The sequence below is a fragment of the Paraburkholderia sp. SEWSISQ10-3 4 genome, from assembly GCF_030464785.1.
Classification (GTDB): Bacteria; Pseudomonadota; Gammaproteobacteria; order Burkholderiales; family Burkholderiaceae; genus Paraburkholderia; species Paraburkholderia aspalathi.
Window position 1 is genome coordinate 133,764 of record NZ_JALPRI010000016.1, and the last position, 16,556, is coordinate 150,319.

16 protein-coding genes are annotated in these 16,556 nt (G+C 62.9%); 6 read left to right on the forward strand and 10 right to left on the reverse strand.

Translation table 11 applies throughout. The annotated features are described in order from the left end of the window. Positions 1–38: 38 nt before the first annotated feature. A complete protein-coding gene (locus tag M0D68_RS25695) occupies positions 39–1,844 on the forward strand; it encodes an acyl-CoA dehydrogenase (RefSeq protein WP_266225741.1) in 1,806 nt (601 codons plus the stop codon). A gap of 75 nt (positions 1,845–1,919) precedes the next feature. Here M0D68_RS25695 and M0D68_RS25700 read toward each other — a convergent pair whose 3' ends face one another. Next, the gene (locus M0D68_RS25700; RefSeq protein WP_093644501.1) at positions 1,920–2,813 is read right to left on the reverse strand and encodes an IclR family transcriptional regulator; all 894 of its coding nucleotides are present in this window, start codon (positions 2,811–2,813) and stop codon (positions 1,920–1,922) included. 103 nt (positions 2,814–2,916) lie between these two features. Then, on the reverse strand, positions 2,917–4,209 hold the full coding sequence (locus M0D68_RS25705) for an MFS transporter (RefSeq protein WP_211703448.1): 1,293 nt from the start codon (positions 4,207–4,209) through the stop codon (positions 2,917–2,919). Positions 4,210–4,412: 203 nt separating this feature from the next. Between M0D68_RS25705 and M0D68_RS25710 the strand changes: the two genes are divergently transcribed. Beyond that, on the forward strand, positions 4,413–4,781 hold the full coding sequence (locus tag M0D68_RS25710) for a BON domain-containing protein (RefSeq protein ID WP_093644505.1): 369 nt from the start codon (positions 4,413–4,415) through the stop codon (positions 4,779–4,781). 102 nt (positions 4,782–4,883) lie between these two features. Here M0D68_RS25710 and M0D68_RS25715 read toward each other — a convergent pair whose 3' ends face one another. From M0D68_RS25715 to M0D68_RS25740, 6 genes are all read right to left on the reverse strand, one after another. Beyond that, positions 4,884–6,032: a DUF1501 domain-containing protein gene (locus tag M0D68_RS25715; protein ID WP_266225742.1), complete on the reverse strand. Its 1,149-nt coding sequence runs from the start codon at positions 6,030–6,032 to the stop codon at positions 4,884–4,886. A 5-nt stretch (positions 6,033–6,037) separates the two neighbouring features. After that, positions 6,038–7,582 (reverse strand): DUF1800 family protein, encoded by a 1,545-nt coding sequence (locus M0D68_RS25720; RefSeq protein ID WP_266225744.1) that lies wholly within the window; start codon positions 7,580–7,582, stop codon positions 6,038–6,040. Between the two features lie 73 nt (positions 7,583–7,655). Continuing rightward, positions 7,656–8,189 carry a periplasmic heavy metal sensor gene (locus tag M0D68_RS25725; RefSeq protein ID WP_093644509.1) on the reverse strand — a complete coding sequence of 178 codons (534 nt, stop codon included), beginning with the start codon at positions 8,187–8,189 and terminating at the stop codon, positions 7,656–7,658. Then, on the reverse strand, positions 8,186–8,605 hold the full coding sequence (locus M0D68_RS25730) for a hypothetical protein (RefSeq protein WP_266225747.1): 420 nt from the start codon (positions 8,603–8,605) through the stop codon (positions 8,186–8,188). The genes M0D68_RS25725 and M0D68_RS25730 overlap by 4 nt, the downstream gene beginning before the upstream one ends. Further along, complete coding sequence (locus tag M0D68_RS25735; RefSeq protein ID WP_266225748.1) at positions 8,602–9,162, reverse strand: RNA polymerase sigma factor; 561 nt, start codon at positions 9,160–9,162, stop codon at positions 8,602–8,604. The genes M0D68_RS25730 and M0D68_RS25735 overlap by 4 nt, the downstream gene beginning before the upstream one ends. Positions 9,163–9,209: 47 nt before the next feature. After that, positions 9,210–9,530 (reverse strand): YXWGXW repeat-containing protein, encoded by a 321-nt coding sequence (locus tag M0D68_RS25740; RefSeq protein ID WP_266225749.1) that lies wholly within the window; start codon positions 9,528–9,530, stop codon positions 9,210–9,212. Positions 9,531–9,910: 380 nt separating this feature from the next. Between M0D68_RS25740 and M0D68_RS25745 the strand changes: the two genes are divergently transcribed. From M0D68_RS25745 to M0D68_RS25755, 3 genes are all read left to right on the forward strand, one after another. After that, positions 9,911–11,701 (forward strand): phospholipase C, encoded by a 1,791-nt coding sequence (locus M0D68_RS25745; RefSeq protein ID WP_266225750.1) that lies wholly within the window; start codon positions 9,911–9,913, stop codon positions 11,699–11,701. A 200-nt stretch (positions 11,702–11,901) separates the two neighbouring features. Further along, complete coding sequence (locus tag M0D68_RS25750; protein WP_266225752.1) at positions 11,902–13,353, forward strand: cytochrome-c peroxidase; 1,452 nt, start codon at positions 11,902–11,904, stop codon at positions 13,351–13,353. 83 nt (positions 13,354–13,436) lie between these two features. Further along, the gene (locus tag M0D68_RS25755) at positions 13,437–14,141 is read left to right on the forward strand and encodes an HAD family phosphatase (RefSeq protein ID WP_266225767.1); all 705 of its coding nucleotides are present in this window, start codon (positions 13,437–13,439) and stop codon (positions 14,139–14,141) included. 23 nt (positions 14,142–14,164) lie between these two features. Here M0D68_RS25755 and M0D68_RS25760 read toward each other — a convergent pair whose 3' ends face one another. After that, complete coding sequence (locus M0D68_RS25760; protein ID WP_093644519.1) at positions 14,165–14,557, reverse strand: carboxymuconolactone decarboxylase family protein; 393 nt, start codon at positions 14,555–14,557, stop codon at positions 14,165–14,167. Between the two features lie 275 nt (positions 14,558–14,832). Between M0D68_RS25760 and M0D68_RS25765 the strand changes: the two genes are divergently transcribed. Beyond that, complete coding sequence (locus tag M0D68_RS25765; protein ID WP_200621114.1) at positions 14,833–15,081, forward strand: hypothetical protein; 249 nt, start codon at positions 14,833–14,835, stop codon at positions 15,079–15,081. Between the two features lie 85 nt (positions 15,082–15,166). On the opposite strand, the gene cysS is transcribed toward M0D68_RS25765, so the two are convergent. After that, entirely contained in the window at positions 15,167–16,552 is a 1,386-nt protein-coding gene (cysS, locus tag M0D68_RS25770) for a cysteine--tRNA ligase (protein WP_266225754.1), read from the reverse strand. Positions 16,553–16,556 lie beyond the last annotated feature (4 nt).

Sequence of the window (16,556 nt, forward strand, 5' to 3'; positions counted from 1 at the left end):
TTCTGCATAGCGGCTCACCTTTGGACGGGTCTTCTCCCATGCAAGATGCGCTGATCATCAACTCGCGTGATCTGGAATTCCAGTTGTTCGAAGTGCTCGAGGCCGAGACGCTCACGCAGCGCGCACGCCACGCCGACCACACTCGCGAGACCTTCAACGCGGCGCTCGAAACCGCTCATGCGGTCGCCGCCGAAAAGTTCGCGCCGCACAACCGTCTTTCGGACGAGCAAGAACCGCAATTCGACGGTCAACGCGTCACGATCCTCACCGAGGTCAAAGACGCACTCGACGCGTTCCGCTCCGCCGGTTTCCTTGCCGCAGGCAAAGATTACGAATGGGGCGGCATGCAATTGCCCTCGGTGATTTCCTTTGCGTGCCTGTCGCTCTTCAAGAGCGCCAACATCGCCACCTCGTCTTACGCGATGCTGACCACGGCGAATGCGAACGTGATCGAGCGCTTCGGCAGCGCGGCGCAAAAGCGCAAGTATCTGCAGGCCCTATTCGAAGGCCGCGCGTTCGGCACCATGGCGCTGACCGAGCCGCAAGCGGGCTCGAGCCTCTCGGATCTCGTCACCAGTGCAACGCCTAACGAAGACGGCACCTATTCGATCCGCGGCAACAAGATTTTCATTTCGGGCGGCGATCACGAGTTGAGCGAGAACATCGTGCACCTGGTGCTGGCGCGCATTCCCGGCGGGCCCCCAGGCGTCAAAGGCATCTCGCTCTTCACGGTGCCGAAATTCCATGTGAATGACGACGGCAGCCGCGGTGCGCGCAACGACGTCGCGCTCGCGGGCCTGATTCACAAGATGGGCTGGCGTGGCACCACGTCGACGATGCTGTCGTTCGGCGAACGCGGCGAATGCATTGGTGAACTGGTGGGCGAACCGCATCACGGTCTCGCGTATATGTTCCACATGATGAACGAGGCACGCATCGGCGTCGGTCTCGGCGCGGTCATGCTCGGCTATCGCGGCTATCTGGCGTCGCTCGATTACGCACGCGAACGGCCGCAAGGACGTCGCCCGGAGAACAAGAATCCGCTCGATCCGCAATTGCCGTTGATCGAACACGCCGACGTGCGGCGCATGCTGCTCGCCCAAAAAGCCTATGTGGAAGGCGCGTACGCACTGTGCCTGTATGCGGCGCGCCTCGTCGACGAACAGAACACCGGTGAGAACGACACTGCACGTGCCGAAGCGGGCCTGCTGCTCGATCTGCTGACACCGATAGTGAAGTCGTGGCCCTCGCAGTGGTGCCTCGAAGCGAATAGTCTGGCGATCCAGATTCACGGCGGTTACGGCTATACGCGCGAATATCCGGTCGAGCAGTTCTATCGCGACAATCGCCTGAACATGATTCACGAAGGCACGCACGGTATCCAGGCGATCGATCTACTCGGCCGCAAAGTCGTGATGAAACAGGGTGCGGCGCTTAAGCTGTTAGGGCGTGAAATACAGCGCAGCGTCGAATCGGCTCGCGCTCATCCGGCACTGCAAGCGTATGCCGATTCACTCAGCCAGGCATGGAACGAATTGACCGGCACGGTCGAAGCGTTATTGCCCACGCTCGTCAGCGAAAGCGAACGTGCGCTCGCCAACGCGAATGCTTTTCTCGAAGCGTTCGGGCATATCGTGATTGCGTGGACGTGGTTGCGGCAGGCGATCGTTGCGAGCGCCGCGTTACCTGAAGCGAAGAGTGAAGCCGACCGTGACTTCTATCGCGGCAAGCTGCATGCGTGCCAGTGGTTCTTCCATTGGGAATTGCCGCGCGTCTCGCTGATGCTTGCCACGCTGCGCAGTCTCGACGATACGACGCTCAGCATGGCGCCTCAGTGGTTCTAAACGCTGCCGCTCAGTGCGGCTTCAACGCGGCGTTCGATGCGGCTATCGACGCCGCTTGATACCGCCTGACTCCGCTCAATGCGACAACGCGACTTCCAGCTGCGTCACCACGTCGATCAGACGCGGCCGCACTTCTTCGAGCAGGAACTCTTTGGAGAGTTTGAACGAAGGTCCGCCGACATTGATCGCCATGATCGGCAGCTCGCCACCTGGCTGGAAAGCACGCGCGATGCCGTTCACCTCTTTCTGCCAGTCCCCGAACGAAGTCGTCACGCCGAGCGTGCGGTAATCTTCGAGCGCATTCTCGATGCCGCGGCGTGTTTTCGGCCACTGGACGTGATCGAGCTCACGCACCTGCTCCATAAAGCTGAGACGGTCGTGTTCAGGGATCGCCGCGAGCCACGCGCGGCCAATCGCCGACGTGGCGACCGGAATACGCGAACCGACTTCCAGCGTCAGCGTGAGCGCCACCGAGGCCCGGCAATTTTCCACGTAGATCATCGAGAGCCGGTCGCGCGTACCCAACGACACAGTTGCGCCGACGATATCGGCCAATTCCTGCATCACCGGCCGGGCAATCTTGCGGACATCGAGCCGCGCCAGCATCGCGCTGCCCAGCGCGAGCGAAGCCGTGCCGAGCCGGTACTTGCCGCTCTCTTTCAAATGAATCAGATAGCCGAGCAGCGTCAGCGTGTGAGTCAGACGCGATACGGTCGATTTCGGCAGCTTGCAGCGCAATGCGAGTTCCTGATTGCTCAGCGATTTGTCGCCTGAGCGAAAACACGCCAGCACCTCGAGCCCGCGCGCGAGTGCCGTGACAAAATGCCGGTCGTCCTTGTGCGCCTCGTGCGCCGTCCGGCTCGCGAGAACCGAATTCGCGCCGGCGGATGTAGCGGGTGTCTGCTCACCGTCTCCCGCGCTCGGGTCCTCGACCGGATGATCGACCGGGCTGTGATTGGTTTTGCTCAAAATGAAACGCGCTCCCGCGAAACGGCACCATCTGAAGGACAAACCATAGTCCGGAACGGGGGTGATCCGGGCTGCGGAATTATAGACAAATGCCAAAAATCGCTCAGACTTCTTCTTTCGGCGCAGCAACCACCGGGCTGAAGAAATAAATGACGGCGCCGATCGCAAGCGGCACGACGGTCACGGAGAACAGCGCCGAATAGATCCCCGCGTTCGATAGATGTGCCTGTTTTGCGACACCCGCGATCCAGCCGAAACAACTGCTGGTCAGCGCCACGCCGAGAAAAACGAGGCTATTGAGCAGGCCCAGACCGAGGCCGAGCCGGCGCGGTGCAATGATGGCGCGCGCTTGCGACATCACGAGCGGATGGATCGAGCCGACCGAGAACAACACGCAGATCAACGCGACACTGACGCCCCAGTTGCCGTCCGGGCTGACCGCGAGCACCAGTGCCGCCAGCACGCCGGCTATCAGCCACAGCAACGAGATAAGCTTGGGCGCGCAGAACCGCACGACCACCGGAATACAGAAAGATGCGGCGATCCCGATCACGCTGGTGACGGTCATCGCATTGCCGCGCGCGATGACGTCGAAGCCGTAGACGTCGGCGAGATACGGCCCACCCCATGACGTACGGAACGTGCTGCCGACCGAAAGCGCGAGGCAAGCCGGCATCAAGGTCCAGAAACCGGTGCGCCGTTTCACTCCGCCTGCCGCGTGTTGCGATGCAGCGAGGCTTTGCTCATGCGCGGCCGCATCGCGCCGGCGCACGAAACATACGACGCCAAGCGTCGCGCATAGCATAGCCAGCGCAGCGGTAACCATGACCGGCCGCCAGCCGAAGCTGGCCGTCGCTCGGCTCAGCGGAAACGCGGCCAGCAATGCGCCCGCCATGCCGATCGCACTCGCCGTCGTGACAGCACGCACATTGCGCGTGCCGTGGCCGGAATGCAGCACGTAGTTGAGCAACCCCATAAAGATCGGCGCGCAACCCAGTCCGATGCCGGCTTGCGCGACGAGCGCCACGGTCGCGTTCGTCGTCATCGAAAGAATGCCGGCGCATGCAGCGCCGATGCCCATCAACAACGCGGTCGGGCCGCGCACGCCGTAGCGGTCGAACATGACACCGACCGGCAGTTGCGCGATGGCGAACACGAGGAAAAACGAGCCCGCGAACCAGCCGAACATTTGCGGCGAGAAATGAAAATCGCCGATCAGCTGGGTGGAAATCACAGCGATATAACTACGGAAAAACTGACTCAGTACGTAGCTGAAGGTCAGTGCCCACAGGCCATAATCGATCGACGATGCAGCGGCTTCCGTGCGTGTTTCGTGTAGTTGTTCCTGTACGCCATCAGACATCTGCGGTACGCCCTGGATGATCGAAGCCGTCATGATAGGCGAATCGGGCGACAGGCGGCCAGGTCAGTTTTTTCAACGCTCGCGCGTTTGCTGGAGTATTGTTTAAGCGCGCCGGGAGCTTCACGACGTCACTCTTCTACAAGACCGGAGGCCCCACGCGGGCGGAAAAGTGCTTGCAGGCGCATGTTTTTTGCATGCAACGATGCGAAATCAACTTTTCGAGGAATGGAGAAAACGTGAAAACAGTCAATCTATTGAAGGCGCTCGGCATCGCATTGTGTGTGGCGACTGCGTCCAGCGCCTATGCCCAATCGAGCGACGCGATGGCGTCTGGCACCATGGCGGCGCCGGCTCCGAATTCGAAAGCGATGAAGAGCACGGACCGCAAGTTGGGTCTGGCCGTGCGCAAAGCTTTGGGAAAAGCACAGGGTTTTGATGTGTCGAACGTGTTTGTCCGGGCGCGCGGCGGTGCGGTGACGTTGACTGGAACGGTGCCCGATGGCGCGCAAATCCCACAAGCTGAGGAAATAGCCAAGGGTGTTTCAGGCGTGACCTCGGTGAACAACAAGCTGACGCTCGGCACGCAGGGCGGCGGCGGGGGTTGATCGCGTCTGACGATCGACGATTAACGAAAGCCGGGTAGTGACGATGGGTAGCGCCGCAAGAGCCAATTTGCGGCGCTGTCTGTCGTTCTGGCGGTTTTCGGCTTATGCGCGCACGAGCCCTGTCATTGGGTGCATGCCTGCGGTCTGGCCAAACAATCTAGCGGCGGTACGCTGCGGATCGAGTCCGAGGCTTTCGCTTGCGGCGCCGGCGAGCAACGCATCCAGCGACATCGTCGGCTTGAGGTCGCGCGCTTCGTAAAGGTCGCCCGGTTTCAGGCCAGGCCAGTCGGCGAGCACACGTCCGCCCGCCACCGCGCCACCCAGCATCATCGCCACCGAGCCGGTGCCATGATCGGTGCCCCCCGTGCCATTGGCGGCGGCGGTTCTGCCGAACTCGGTTGCCACCACCACGGTGGTCTTGCTCCACAGCGGTCCCATGCCGTCCCGCAACGCCGCGAGCATCGTGTCGAGCGCTTTCAGCTGATTGGCGAGGCGTGCGTTCTGCGCCGTGTGGGTGTCCCAGCCACCGGTTTCGATCATCGCAATTCGCGGACCATCGTCGCGTGACAAAAAACCGGCGGCGAGCTTGCCGAGGCTCGCCGGGTCCTGACGCGCTCCGGCGTCGCCCGCGAGTCCGCGGGCGGCCATGGCCGACTCCCATAGCGGGCGCAATTGCGCATCCTGGTCGTACAGCTGCGAAACCCGCATGAGCAGATCGTCGGGCGCCTGCGGCAACCCCGAGGGCGCGTACGAGGTCACCGCCGCGCTGCCGCGCAGCGCCATCGGCACGGTCGGCGCGAAGGCGATCGCGTTCTCGCGCGTGGCGGGCATCGATGCGACCAGCCGGTTCAGCCAGCCGTCCTTCATCTGATACGGCGAGGTGCCACCGGTCTCCAGCACGTTCTGCCCGTCGAAGTGCGAGCGGTCGCGATACGGTGAGGCTACTGCGTGCACGAACAGCGCCTGGTGATCCGCATACATCGCGGCGGTCTGCACCATTGAAGGATGCAGCGCGAACGTGCCGTCGAGACGGGTCGCCTTGGACGCATCGATCGCAAGCGCACCGCGCAATGTCGCGTAGGCGGGTTCGGCGTACGGCACGACGATGTTCAGGCCATCGGCCGCGCCGCGCTGGATCACGAACACGAAGCGGCGATCCGTTGCGACGCTGGCAAACGCAATTCGCGGCGATACGAGAATCGCGCCCGCGCCGGCAGCGGCAACGCTCAAAAATTTGCGGCGTGAAAACATGGCGTTCATCTCCGTTGAAAATCCGGCGAGACCAGTAGCAGCGCAATTGCGGTCGATGCGCTTTCGGCACGCGATACGGCGGTGGCAGTCGGCGCACTGAGCGAGCCGGCCAGCAAGGTCTGGCCGAGCGAGCGCGCATCGAGCCGGTCGCCGACGCGCGCCGCGAAGCGCTGCGCCACTTCGACCCGGCGCACGAGCGCATCGGGCGCCGCCCAGCTCGCGGCAATATCGTCGTAGCCGGCGGGCGAACCCGGGCGCCATACAGGCTGACCGAGTTGCGTCAGGATGGGTGCGGTCTGCATGGTGCCGATGTCCTGCCAGCCGAGCCCGCGCATCGAAGAAATGGTCCATTCCCACGGCGTTTTGAACTTCACCGCAGCCGGGGACCATGCCTGCGGCATGTCGAGCAGCGTCCGGTACACGGTCGGCAGATCGCCGCCGCTGCGCGCGAATGCATTCGCCAATCGCTCGCTCACATCCGCCGGCGGATTGTCCGCGACGAAGTGACGGGCGAGCTTGCCGCCAATGTGCTGCGCCGTCGCGGGCGAGCTTGCGAGGTCGTGCAGTATCGCCAGCGCCTGCTCTTCTCCCGGCTGGTCGTAGCGGCGGCCCATGATGGTGCGCGAACCCGGCTCGTGCAGCGCGACGCGAAACACGAAAGTGCCTGGCGCGGCGTTCGTCTGCAGACCCTGCCCGCGCGGGTTGCCCGCATTGCCGGGATTGCCGGCGAGGCTCCAGCCGGTCAGCGCACGGGCGAATTCGGTGACGTCGTCCTGGCTATAGCCGCTGCGCACGCCGAGCGTGTGCAACTCCATGATTTCGCGCGCCAGGTTCTCATTCAGGCCGCGTTTGACATTCGGATTGCGCTCTGCGGCGCGCATCGCCGCCATGCTGTCCGGTCCAACCGAGCGCGTCTGATCGAGAAACAACTGCATGGCCGGATGACGTTCGACGGCGACCAGCATGTCTTCGAAACGGCCAAGCACGTGCGGGCGGATCGCTTCCGCTTCGAATGAACCGGCCAGCGCCGCGACGCCGGGTTTTTCCGTCGACACCGCGAAGTGGTTCGCCCAGAAATGAACCAGCCGCTCGACGAAAGGCGTCTGCGTAGTCAGCGCGCTTGCGACCCGCGCGTTCACCGCGGAACGGTACATGTCGAGAATTTCGCCTCGCAGCGCTTTTCGTTCGGCTTGCTTAGCAGTTTGTGCAGCGGGTTCAGATGCGCCCTGCCCGATGGTTTGCGGGTTGGCCGGCCCATTGGTTTGCATGCTGACCTGCGCGTTCGTCTGACTGGCGGCTGCGCCTTCATTGACGTTCTGCTGGGTCTGCCGATTCAGTTGATTCAGCTGCATGCGCTGTTGTACGAGCTCGCCCGACAGCGCCACCGAATCAGGCTGGTTCGCCCACGCGGCAGGCCGCGGCTGATATTGCTCGAACTGCGCGAGCAGCCATCCCTTCGGGTCGGCGGGCGGCGTATCGTCGGCCCGCGCGCCGAGGCCGAAGCGATTCAGCGCAATCGCCGCGGCATTCAGGTTCGGTGATGTGGCCATACCATCCTCTTCGGCGTTGGATATTCTTTAAACGGCCGTCACGCTCCAATCCGTCGCGGCCGTTCAGAATTTTTTATTCGCCCGACGCTTCACTCGAAGGTTCACTTGCGGCCGGCTTCGGTGGCTTGTTCGCATTGGCGGCCGGCTGCGGTTCACGCCATTGTCCGCGCAGCTTCAGGCTGTCGGCGAATGCGACGCGCTCCTCAGGCGACAGCGTCGCCGCAAAGTCCGCCACACTGCCCTCCACTTGCGCGCGCAAGCTGCTGTCGGCCTCACGCGTGCGGGCCAGCGCTGCGTCCAGTGCCGCGCGATCGAACTGTGGCGCGGCGAGCAGGCGCAATACTTCATGACGCCCTTCGCGGCCATCGCGGGCATATTGCCGGCCCTCGCGGCGCGCATTCTTCAGGCCGTCGATGAAAGCCTTCTGACGCTCGGCCGGCAGCGTTTCGGCGGCAAAGCGCAGCGCCGTGCGCTGCTGCGCCAGCACCGTGGTGGTCGCCCCATGCGCCGCAAACCATTGATAAGCACCTCCGACAATCGCGCCCAGCAGAAACACGTTGAGCACCAGCGAAGCCACCAGCACGATTTTCCATGACCGGCCGTTCATTCGCCGCTCCAATCGGCGGATGAACCACCGAAGCTCGAAGTTAAATAAGAAGACTCATGCACTTGCGGAACCGTCCCCGTCAAAACAAAGAACGAGACCGCAAAGGCGCCGGCCAGGCCGCCCAGCACGCCGACGCCTGCCACGGCCGCACCCGACCACCACAATTTCCGGCGTGGTGCGCTCGGCCGCCGTCCCGGCGCGCTGCCGATGACGCGCCGCTGCAAGGCCGCGCGAGGCGGATCGACCTTGTCGGCGGCCAGCAAGGCATCGATGCCGGCCGCGTCGGCCAGCAACACGTCGGCCTCGGCACGATGCGTAGCGGCCCAGACCTCTGCCGCTGCGCGTTCCTGTTGCGGCCAGCGGCGCGGATCGGCGCCGTAGGCTTCGACGATCTGATGGAATCTTTCGGGCGTCATGACTTGTCCTTGCTAAGGCCGCTGCCGGCCAGTTGGGCGCGCAGATTGCGGCGCGCACGTGCCAGCAGACTTTCCAGCGCATCGACCGTGATGCCCATCAGGGCGGCAGCGTCGATGTTCGACATCTCCTGGTAGTAATTCAGCACCAGCGCCTCGCGCTGTCGTGCCGGCAATGCGGCGAGCGCCTCGCGAACGCGCTCGTCCTGGGCGCGCGCTTCAAGCGCGGCGTCGGGCAACGCAGCGGAGTCGATCTCATCGGGCATGTCGTCTTGCGGGACTTCGCGGCGGCCGCGCAGACGGTCATAGCAAAGATTGAGCGCGACACGATGGACCCAGGTATCGACCTTCGCCTCGCCTTCGCGCCAGCGCGAAGCCTGTTTCCAGATCCGCACGAAGACCTCCTGCGCCACGTCTTCCGCTTCCATGCGGTCTCCCAACATGCGCGTGGCGAGCGCGAGCAGACGCGGCAGCTTGCGCGCGACGAGCGAGCGGACGGCGGCCGGGTCTTGCCGGGCCACCCCCTCGAGCAATTCCGCATCGGGATCGCGTTCGCTCAAGGCATGCGGCTCCAAAGCGAGCCAAAGAGCACCATGGCGCTCAACGTTCAGGCCCAATGCCCTTCGACCCAACGCCAGTTAGGTCCGCGCTGCACCCAATGCCCCGGCACCCAGCGATAGCCGACACGCACCGGCTGCCAGTGGCCGGGCACCCACACATAACGGCCGTGCTCCCAACGCCAGCGGCCCTGATCCCAGACGTAACCCGAACGCGGCGCCGGCATCACTTCGACGCGCGGCGGTGGCGGCGCCATCGGCGCGACGATCACCGCCTGCGCGAAGGCAGGCGCCGCCGTCAAAGCGGCAGCGCACGTAATCGCTGCAGCGAGCACGGAAGTCAGAAGGCGGACCGGTTTGGTCGATGTCATGTTGGATTTCTCCCATAAGAGCCGAAGCCAGAAGCGGCTGCGTTTCTTCTTGAACGCCGCAGCCGGAAAAATCCGTCGTTCCCCGTCGCTCTGAATGGCGCTGAAAGAAACGCGCCGTTGCACGCGAATCATGGAGACCGCAACAGCCTTTCCATCCAGGGCCAGCGCAAGCGGAACGACAGCAAAAGTTATCGAAATGAATGGCAACCGATAGGTGACGTAATGTTCGCGCCCTCAAATCTTAATCAGCGGGTGTTTCAATGCGGCCAGTTTCTAGCGGTAAGACCCTCAGCTGTATTTCTAACAATATCCCCAGCGAACATCCACACGTGCATTACCTGGAAACGCTGAACGGCGAAGTCGAATCTGGAGCCAGTCACATGTTCCGTAGAACCCTCTTACCCATCCCGTTGGCCGCGATGCTTACGCTCGCTGCTTGCGGCAACAATAGCGTGAGTTCGACGGCGTCCGCGCCGCCGGCTGCATCGACACCGACAGTCACGGTGTCCGCGCAGGATGCCGTCACGACAGCCACGCCGATCAAACACGTGGTGGTGATCTTCGGCGAGAACGTCTCGTTCGACCACTACTTCGCAACCTACCCGCAGGCCAACAACCCGGTCGGCGAGCCGCAATTCACCGCAGCCGCAGGCACGCCGTCGGTCAACAACCTCAGCACCAACAACCTGATCACCGCGAACCCGAACGCGCTGTCGACCTCGCCGAACACGGCGGGCCGCACGGTGGGTTCCGTGACGATCGCGGGTCTCGGCCTGCCGGCCGCCGACCTGCTGCCGTTCCGTCTCGATCGTTCGCAAGCCAATACGTCGAGCCAGAACCACGCGTATGCCGCGGAACAGCTCGCGTATAACAACGGTGCGATGGACTCGTTCCCGCTGTTCACGGCGGCAGGTTCGACGATCGCCGGCAGCACCGGCGCGTTCGCCACGAAGGGCCAGGTGCTCGGTTACTTCGACGGCAACACGGTCACGGCGATGTGGAACTACGCTCAGAACTTTGCGATGAACCAGAATGCGTACACGGACACGTACGGTCCGTCGACGCCTGGCGCACTTGAAGTCGTCTCCGGCCAGAACAACGGTGTCGTGGTGACGGGCGGAACCTCGGCCAATGCGATTCCTGACTCGGCTGGCGGCTTCACGATGATCGGCGACCTGGATCCGACCGGCGACGTCTGCACGATCGCGGCAGGCAGCGCGGTGACGGGTGCGATGACGTCCAGGAACATCGGCGACCTGCTCAACGCGAAGGGCCTGACGTGGGGCGGCTTCATGGGCGGCTTCAACCTGACGACCACCAATGCCAACGGCACGACCGGTTGCGCACGCTCGACGTTCTCGCAAGTCCTGAACGCGACCAAGACCGACTACGTGCAGCATCACGCGTGGTTCCAGTACTACGCCAGCACGGCCAACCTGAAGCACACGCGTCCGACGTCGACGGCGCTGATCGGCGCGACCGACCCGCTCGACAACACGGCAACGCCGGTTCACCACCAGTACGACACCGACGACTTCTTCACTGCGGTGAAGGCGGGCAACTATCCGTCGGTGAGCTTCCTGAAGGCGCCGGCAGTCGGCGACGGCCACCCGGGCAACTCGGATCCGATCGACGAGCAGGCTTTCGTCACGAAGGTGATCAACTTCCTGCAGCAACAGCCTGACTGGAAGAACACCGCCGTGATCATCGCCTACGACGATTCGGACGGTTGGTACGACCACCGCTACAAGGCGCCGACGAGCGCGTCGTTCGACTCGACCACGGCGCAATCCGCTGGCGGTGCAACGATCGCCGGCAGCGACAACCTGAGCGGCACGGGTCAGTGCACGGCAACGGGCGCGGTGCAACCGCAGGGCGTGAATGGCGGCGCAGTGAACGGCCGTTGCGGCCCGGGTACGCGTACGCCGTTTATCGTGGTGTCGCCGTGGGCGAAGGTCAACTTCGTCGACGATACGCCGATCACCCAGGCGTCTGTGGTCAGGTTCATCGAAGACAACTGGCTCGGCGGTCAACGCATTGGCAGTGGTTCGTTTGATGCAACGGCAGGCAGCATCATGAACATGTTCAACTTCTCGGGCTCGGGCAACAATCCGACAGTGTTCCTGGACGAGAACCTGGGCACGAAGCTGTCGGCGGCGCCGGCTAGCTGACCCGCAAACGTGCGGACTGCCCTTCCGGTGCGACTGCCGTCACGTCATGTACGAGCGCGGCTCGTGCATGACGACGCGACACGCAGCACGAGGAAGAGCACGAAACACATCAAGCTGTAGTTGGGCGTCGAGCCAGTGCAAACGTGCTGGCTCGATTTGCTTTTTGGTCGCACCTGATCGAATCACTTGTCACTACCGCCATGAATCATCCTTCAGACGCCGTGCTGCCCCCGCATCTGCCTGCCGGCGGTGAGCCGGGTCCCGTCATTACCCGTCGCGCCTGGCTCAGGCTGCTCGTGTGGAGCGCCGTCGGCATCGTGCTCGCGCTCGCTGTGGTTTGCGCGTACGCGCTCATCTACCCGGAACGGATGCCGCCCGCAGTGGGTTCGATCGTCGAGGAAATCACCGGCGCGAATCCCAATCCGGTTCATTTGATGCGTCCGCAAGACGCGCCGCTAAGCGCGGTTGCGCTGCTCGGCAAACAGATTTTCTACGACCAGACGTTGTCGGCCTCGGGTACGCAGTCGTGTGCGTCGTGCCACTCGGCACAGCATTCGTACGCGCCGGATAACGCGTTTCCGGTTCAACTCGGCGGCGCGCACATGAATCAGGCCGGCTATCGGCCGCCGCCGTCGCTGACGTATCTGTACCGTCAGGCGCCATTCAGCATCGGGCCGGATCAGGGCGATACGGACGTGCCCGTCGATATGACACAACTGGCGACGCAGGCCGCCGGCGTACAGCGCGCACAGAAGACGGCGCTTGCCGCACCCGCCGCGCCGGCGATGGTGCCGCAGGGCGGCCTGTTCTGGGACGGCCGCGCCGATACGCTGCAAATCCAGGCAATCGGTCCGCTGATGAATCCAGTGGAGATGGCCAACGCGACGCAAGAGGATGTCGCGCGCAAGCTGCTGCAAACCAAATATCTGGACCAGTTCAAACAGATCTTCGGAGCGGGCATCGTCAACAATCCGAGCCTGCTGATCTCGGAAGCCATGTTCGCAGTGGGACGGTATCAAACCGAAGATCAGTCGTTTCATGCGTTTACCAGCAAGTACGATTACTGGCTCGAAGGTAAAGCGCGGCTGACCCACGCCGAATTGCACGGCTTGCAGTTGTTCAACGATAAGGACAAGGCTAATTGCGCGGGTTGCCACTTGAGCCAGCCCAGCAAGGATGGCTTGCCGCCGGTGTTCACCGACACGCAGTACGAGGCGCTTGGCGTGCCGCGGAATCCGGCCATTCCGGCCAACAAGGATCCGAAGTTCTTCGATATGGGCGTGTGCGGGCCGTTCCGTGACGACATGAAGAAGGAGACGCAGTACTGCGGGATGTTCCTGACGCCAACCCTGCGCAATGTTGCCGAGCGCAAGGTGTACTTCCACAACGGCGTGTATCACGACCTCAAGCAGGTCATGGACTTCTACAACCTGCGCAACACGGCGCCCGAGAAAATCTATCCGCGCGATGCTTCGGGCAAGGTACAGAAGTACAACGATCTGCCGGCGCAGTATCACGCCAATGTCGACGTTGCCGATGCGCCGTTCGATCGCAAGTTCGGGGATCAGCCGGCCATGACGGATCAGGACATTCAGGACATCATCGCGTTCATGAAAACGCTGAGTGACGGGTATAAGGCTGCAGGGTCCTGATTCCATTGGGGCCGTTGCGCAGCGTCGCGCGAGCCGGTGAGGTATCCTTGCCGGTTCCGCGACCACTTTCCGTACCCTGCCCGATGGCCGATTTCCCTTTCGACGCCGTACTTTTCGACTGCGACGGCGTGCTCGTCGACTCCGAACCCATCACTAGCCGCGTGCTCACCGAAATGCTCGGCGAGTTAGGCTGGCACTTGAGCGTTGAAGAGGCGATGCAAATTTTTGTCGGCAAGGCCGTCAGGGATGAAGCCGCACTCATCGAAGCGCGCACCGGCTTCGCGATTACAACGGAATGGCTCATGCAATTTCGTGCGCGCCGCAATGAGGCCCTAGACCGCGAGCTGGTGGCGATTGACGGCGCGGCGGCGGCAGTGCGCGCGCTTTATGCGTCGCTCAACGGACGCATTGCTGTCGCGTCCGGCGCCGATCGCATCAAAGTGGAATTGCAACTGGTGAAGGCCGGTATTCTCGACTGCTTCGAAGGGCGCATCTCCAGCGGTCACGAAACACCGCGCAACAAGCCGTATCCCGATGTCTATCTCGCCGCGGCCGCAAGCCTCGGCGTAGAACCGCAACGTTGCGCCGTGGTTGACGATACCGTCACGGGCGTCACGGCAGGCGTAGCCGCCGGCGCCACGGTGTTCGGCTATTGTCCGAAGGAACTGAGCCACAGCAGCGCCACCGCCTTGCATGGCGCGGGCGCGGTTCACGTCTTCCGCGACATGGCCGACCTGCCCGCGCTGCTCGCCGGATGGCGTCGCGTCCAGGGTCAAGCGCGGGATTAAGCGCACGCCGTTATTCGACGACCTTACTCGAAGGCGGGGTCGATCGGCACGCGATACCCCACCGCGAGGCGGTTGGTCTCGTTCGCCATACCGACCACCGCCAGCAGTTCGCCAAACATCTCATCGGTCATACCCGCGCGGCGGGCCGCAGCCGTATGGCTCGCGACGCAGTACCCGCAGTTGTTCGTCACGCTCACCGCGACGTAAAGCAATTCCTTGATCAGCGGATCGAGCGCCCCCGGCGCCATCACGTCCTTCAGACTGTCCCAGGTGCGCGCGAGCGTAGGCGGATGCTGGGCGATGTATTTCCAGAAGTTGTTGACGTCGTCGACCTGGCGGGTCTGCTTGATGTCGTCATAGACGGCTTTGACTTCAGGCGAAGCTGCGGAATATTCGATGGCTTTCTGCTGGCTCATACATCCTCCTTTGCTTGCTAATGGAAATCGGCGATTCGTGCGCGAGTGGCGCGAGGTTACTTATTGTGCCCGCAATTCCGGCGGGCGTAGCTGTTGGTAGTGCACCAACACCATAGCGTCACGAGTCGGTGTATCTCAACCATCTTGCGCGCGCGAGATCGGTTGATGTGGACGCCATGCCGCTTTGCGGCGGATGGCATGGTGTGTGCAAAGGGAATCAATGAGCGCGGCGATACCCGGGCTCACTGTTAATCCAACCCTACCGGAGATCCACCATGAAAACGCTAGTTCTCAAAGATTTGCCCCGCGTCGATGAACTCGACCGCTCGGCTTCGCAATCCGTCCGCGGCGGCATCGCCTACCTCACGCGGGAAGCACCGTCTGCTTGCCCCGGCGGGATGATGCCGCCCATTGTCGTTCGGCGCGGCTGGGAGTGTCCGCCGATTCATTGGGGCTGTGGGCCTGTCCATGTCCCATACGGCAAGCCGCCTTGCCACTCCGAGCCTGTCGTGGTGCCGCTTTAGGCATCGCGAGAAACCGCGTGAAGCGTGAGGATAGACGGGCCAGCATGGCGGCCCGTCTACTTCTCATTGCCACGCCAGGATATCGTTACTTCCCTGTATCGCGCGGACGCAGCACCTGCCCACCCGGACCGTCGTCCACGAGCCAGCCCTCGGCTCTTAATTGCTCACGCAGACGATCAGCCTCGCTCCAGTCCTTGGCCGCGCGGGCCTTGTCACGCGCATCGAAGAGAAGCGCGATATCGGCGGGAACATCAGGCACGTCTTCCTTCCAGTCGGCGAGCCGGAGTCCTAGCACGGTGTCGAATCGATCGACCGTCGCCCGTCGCGTTGCCGTCGGGAGATCGCTTCTCACCACATCCCACAGCACAGCGAGCGCGCGCGGCAGATTCAGATCCTGATCGATCTCAGCCTTGAAACGCTCGACGCTGTTCGCATCGGGCATGCCCCCTTCGGGCCATTGCACATAAGCTCGACGCAAACGGTCCAACGCAGATTGCGCGGCATCGAGCGCTTCGAGATTGAAGCGCAGCGTGCTGCGGTAATGCGCGCTGAGGCACAAGTAGCGATACGCGAGCGGATCGACGCATCGATCGATCAACGTCTGCAACCGCACGAAATCGCCGCCCGACTTCGACATCTTGCCGGCGTCCAGCGTGAGGAAATGGCCGTGCATCCAGAAGTTCGCGAGGCGGGTTCCATGGCGTGCCTGAGTCTGCGCGATTTCATTGCTGTGATGCACGGCGATGTGATCCTCTCCGCCGCAATGAATGTCGAACCACGGCCCGAGGTATTTCGCCGACATCGCCGAGCACTCGATATGCCAACCGGGAAAACCCCGGCCCCACGGGCTATCCCACTCCATTTGCCGCATGGTGTCCGGCGGACTGAATTTCCATAGCGCGAAATCCGTTGCGTGCTGTTTCTCTCCTAACGCCACACGCTTGCCGGCCTGCAGGCCGGCGACATCGAGACGTGCGAGAAAGCCGTAATCGTCCTGTTTGCTCGTGTCGAAGTAGACGCCGTCGGCCGTGCGGTACGTATAGCCGTTGCGTTCGAGGTCGGCAATGAAATCGATCTGCTCGACGATGTGATCGGTCGCGCGGCACCACAGGGCGGGCTCGAGCAGGTTCAACGCGTGCCAATCGCTCATGAAGGCTTTGGTATATCGCTCGGCGATCGTCCACGCCGATTCGCCGGTGCGCCTGCTGCCCTTCTCCATTTTGTCTTCGCCTTCGTCGGCATCGGAAACCAGATGACCGACGTCGGTGATATTGACGACGTGCCGCACGGTGTAGCCGTTCAATGTCAGCACGCGTCGCAGCACGTCTTCGAACACGTAGGTTCGAAGGTTGCCGATATGCGCGTGGTCGTACACGGTCGGACCGCAGCAATACAGCCCCACGTGGTCCGCTTGAATCGGCGTGAAAGCGCGTAAGGTGCGCGACCATGTGTCGTACAGGACGAGTGGCATGTGA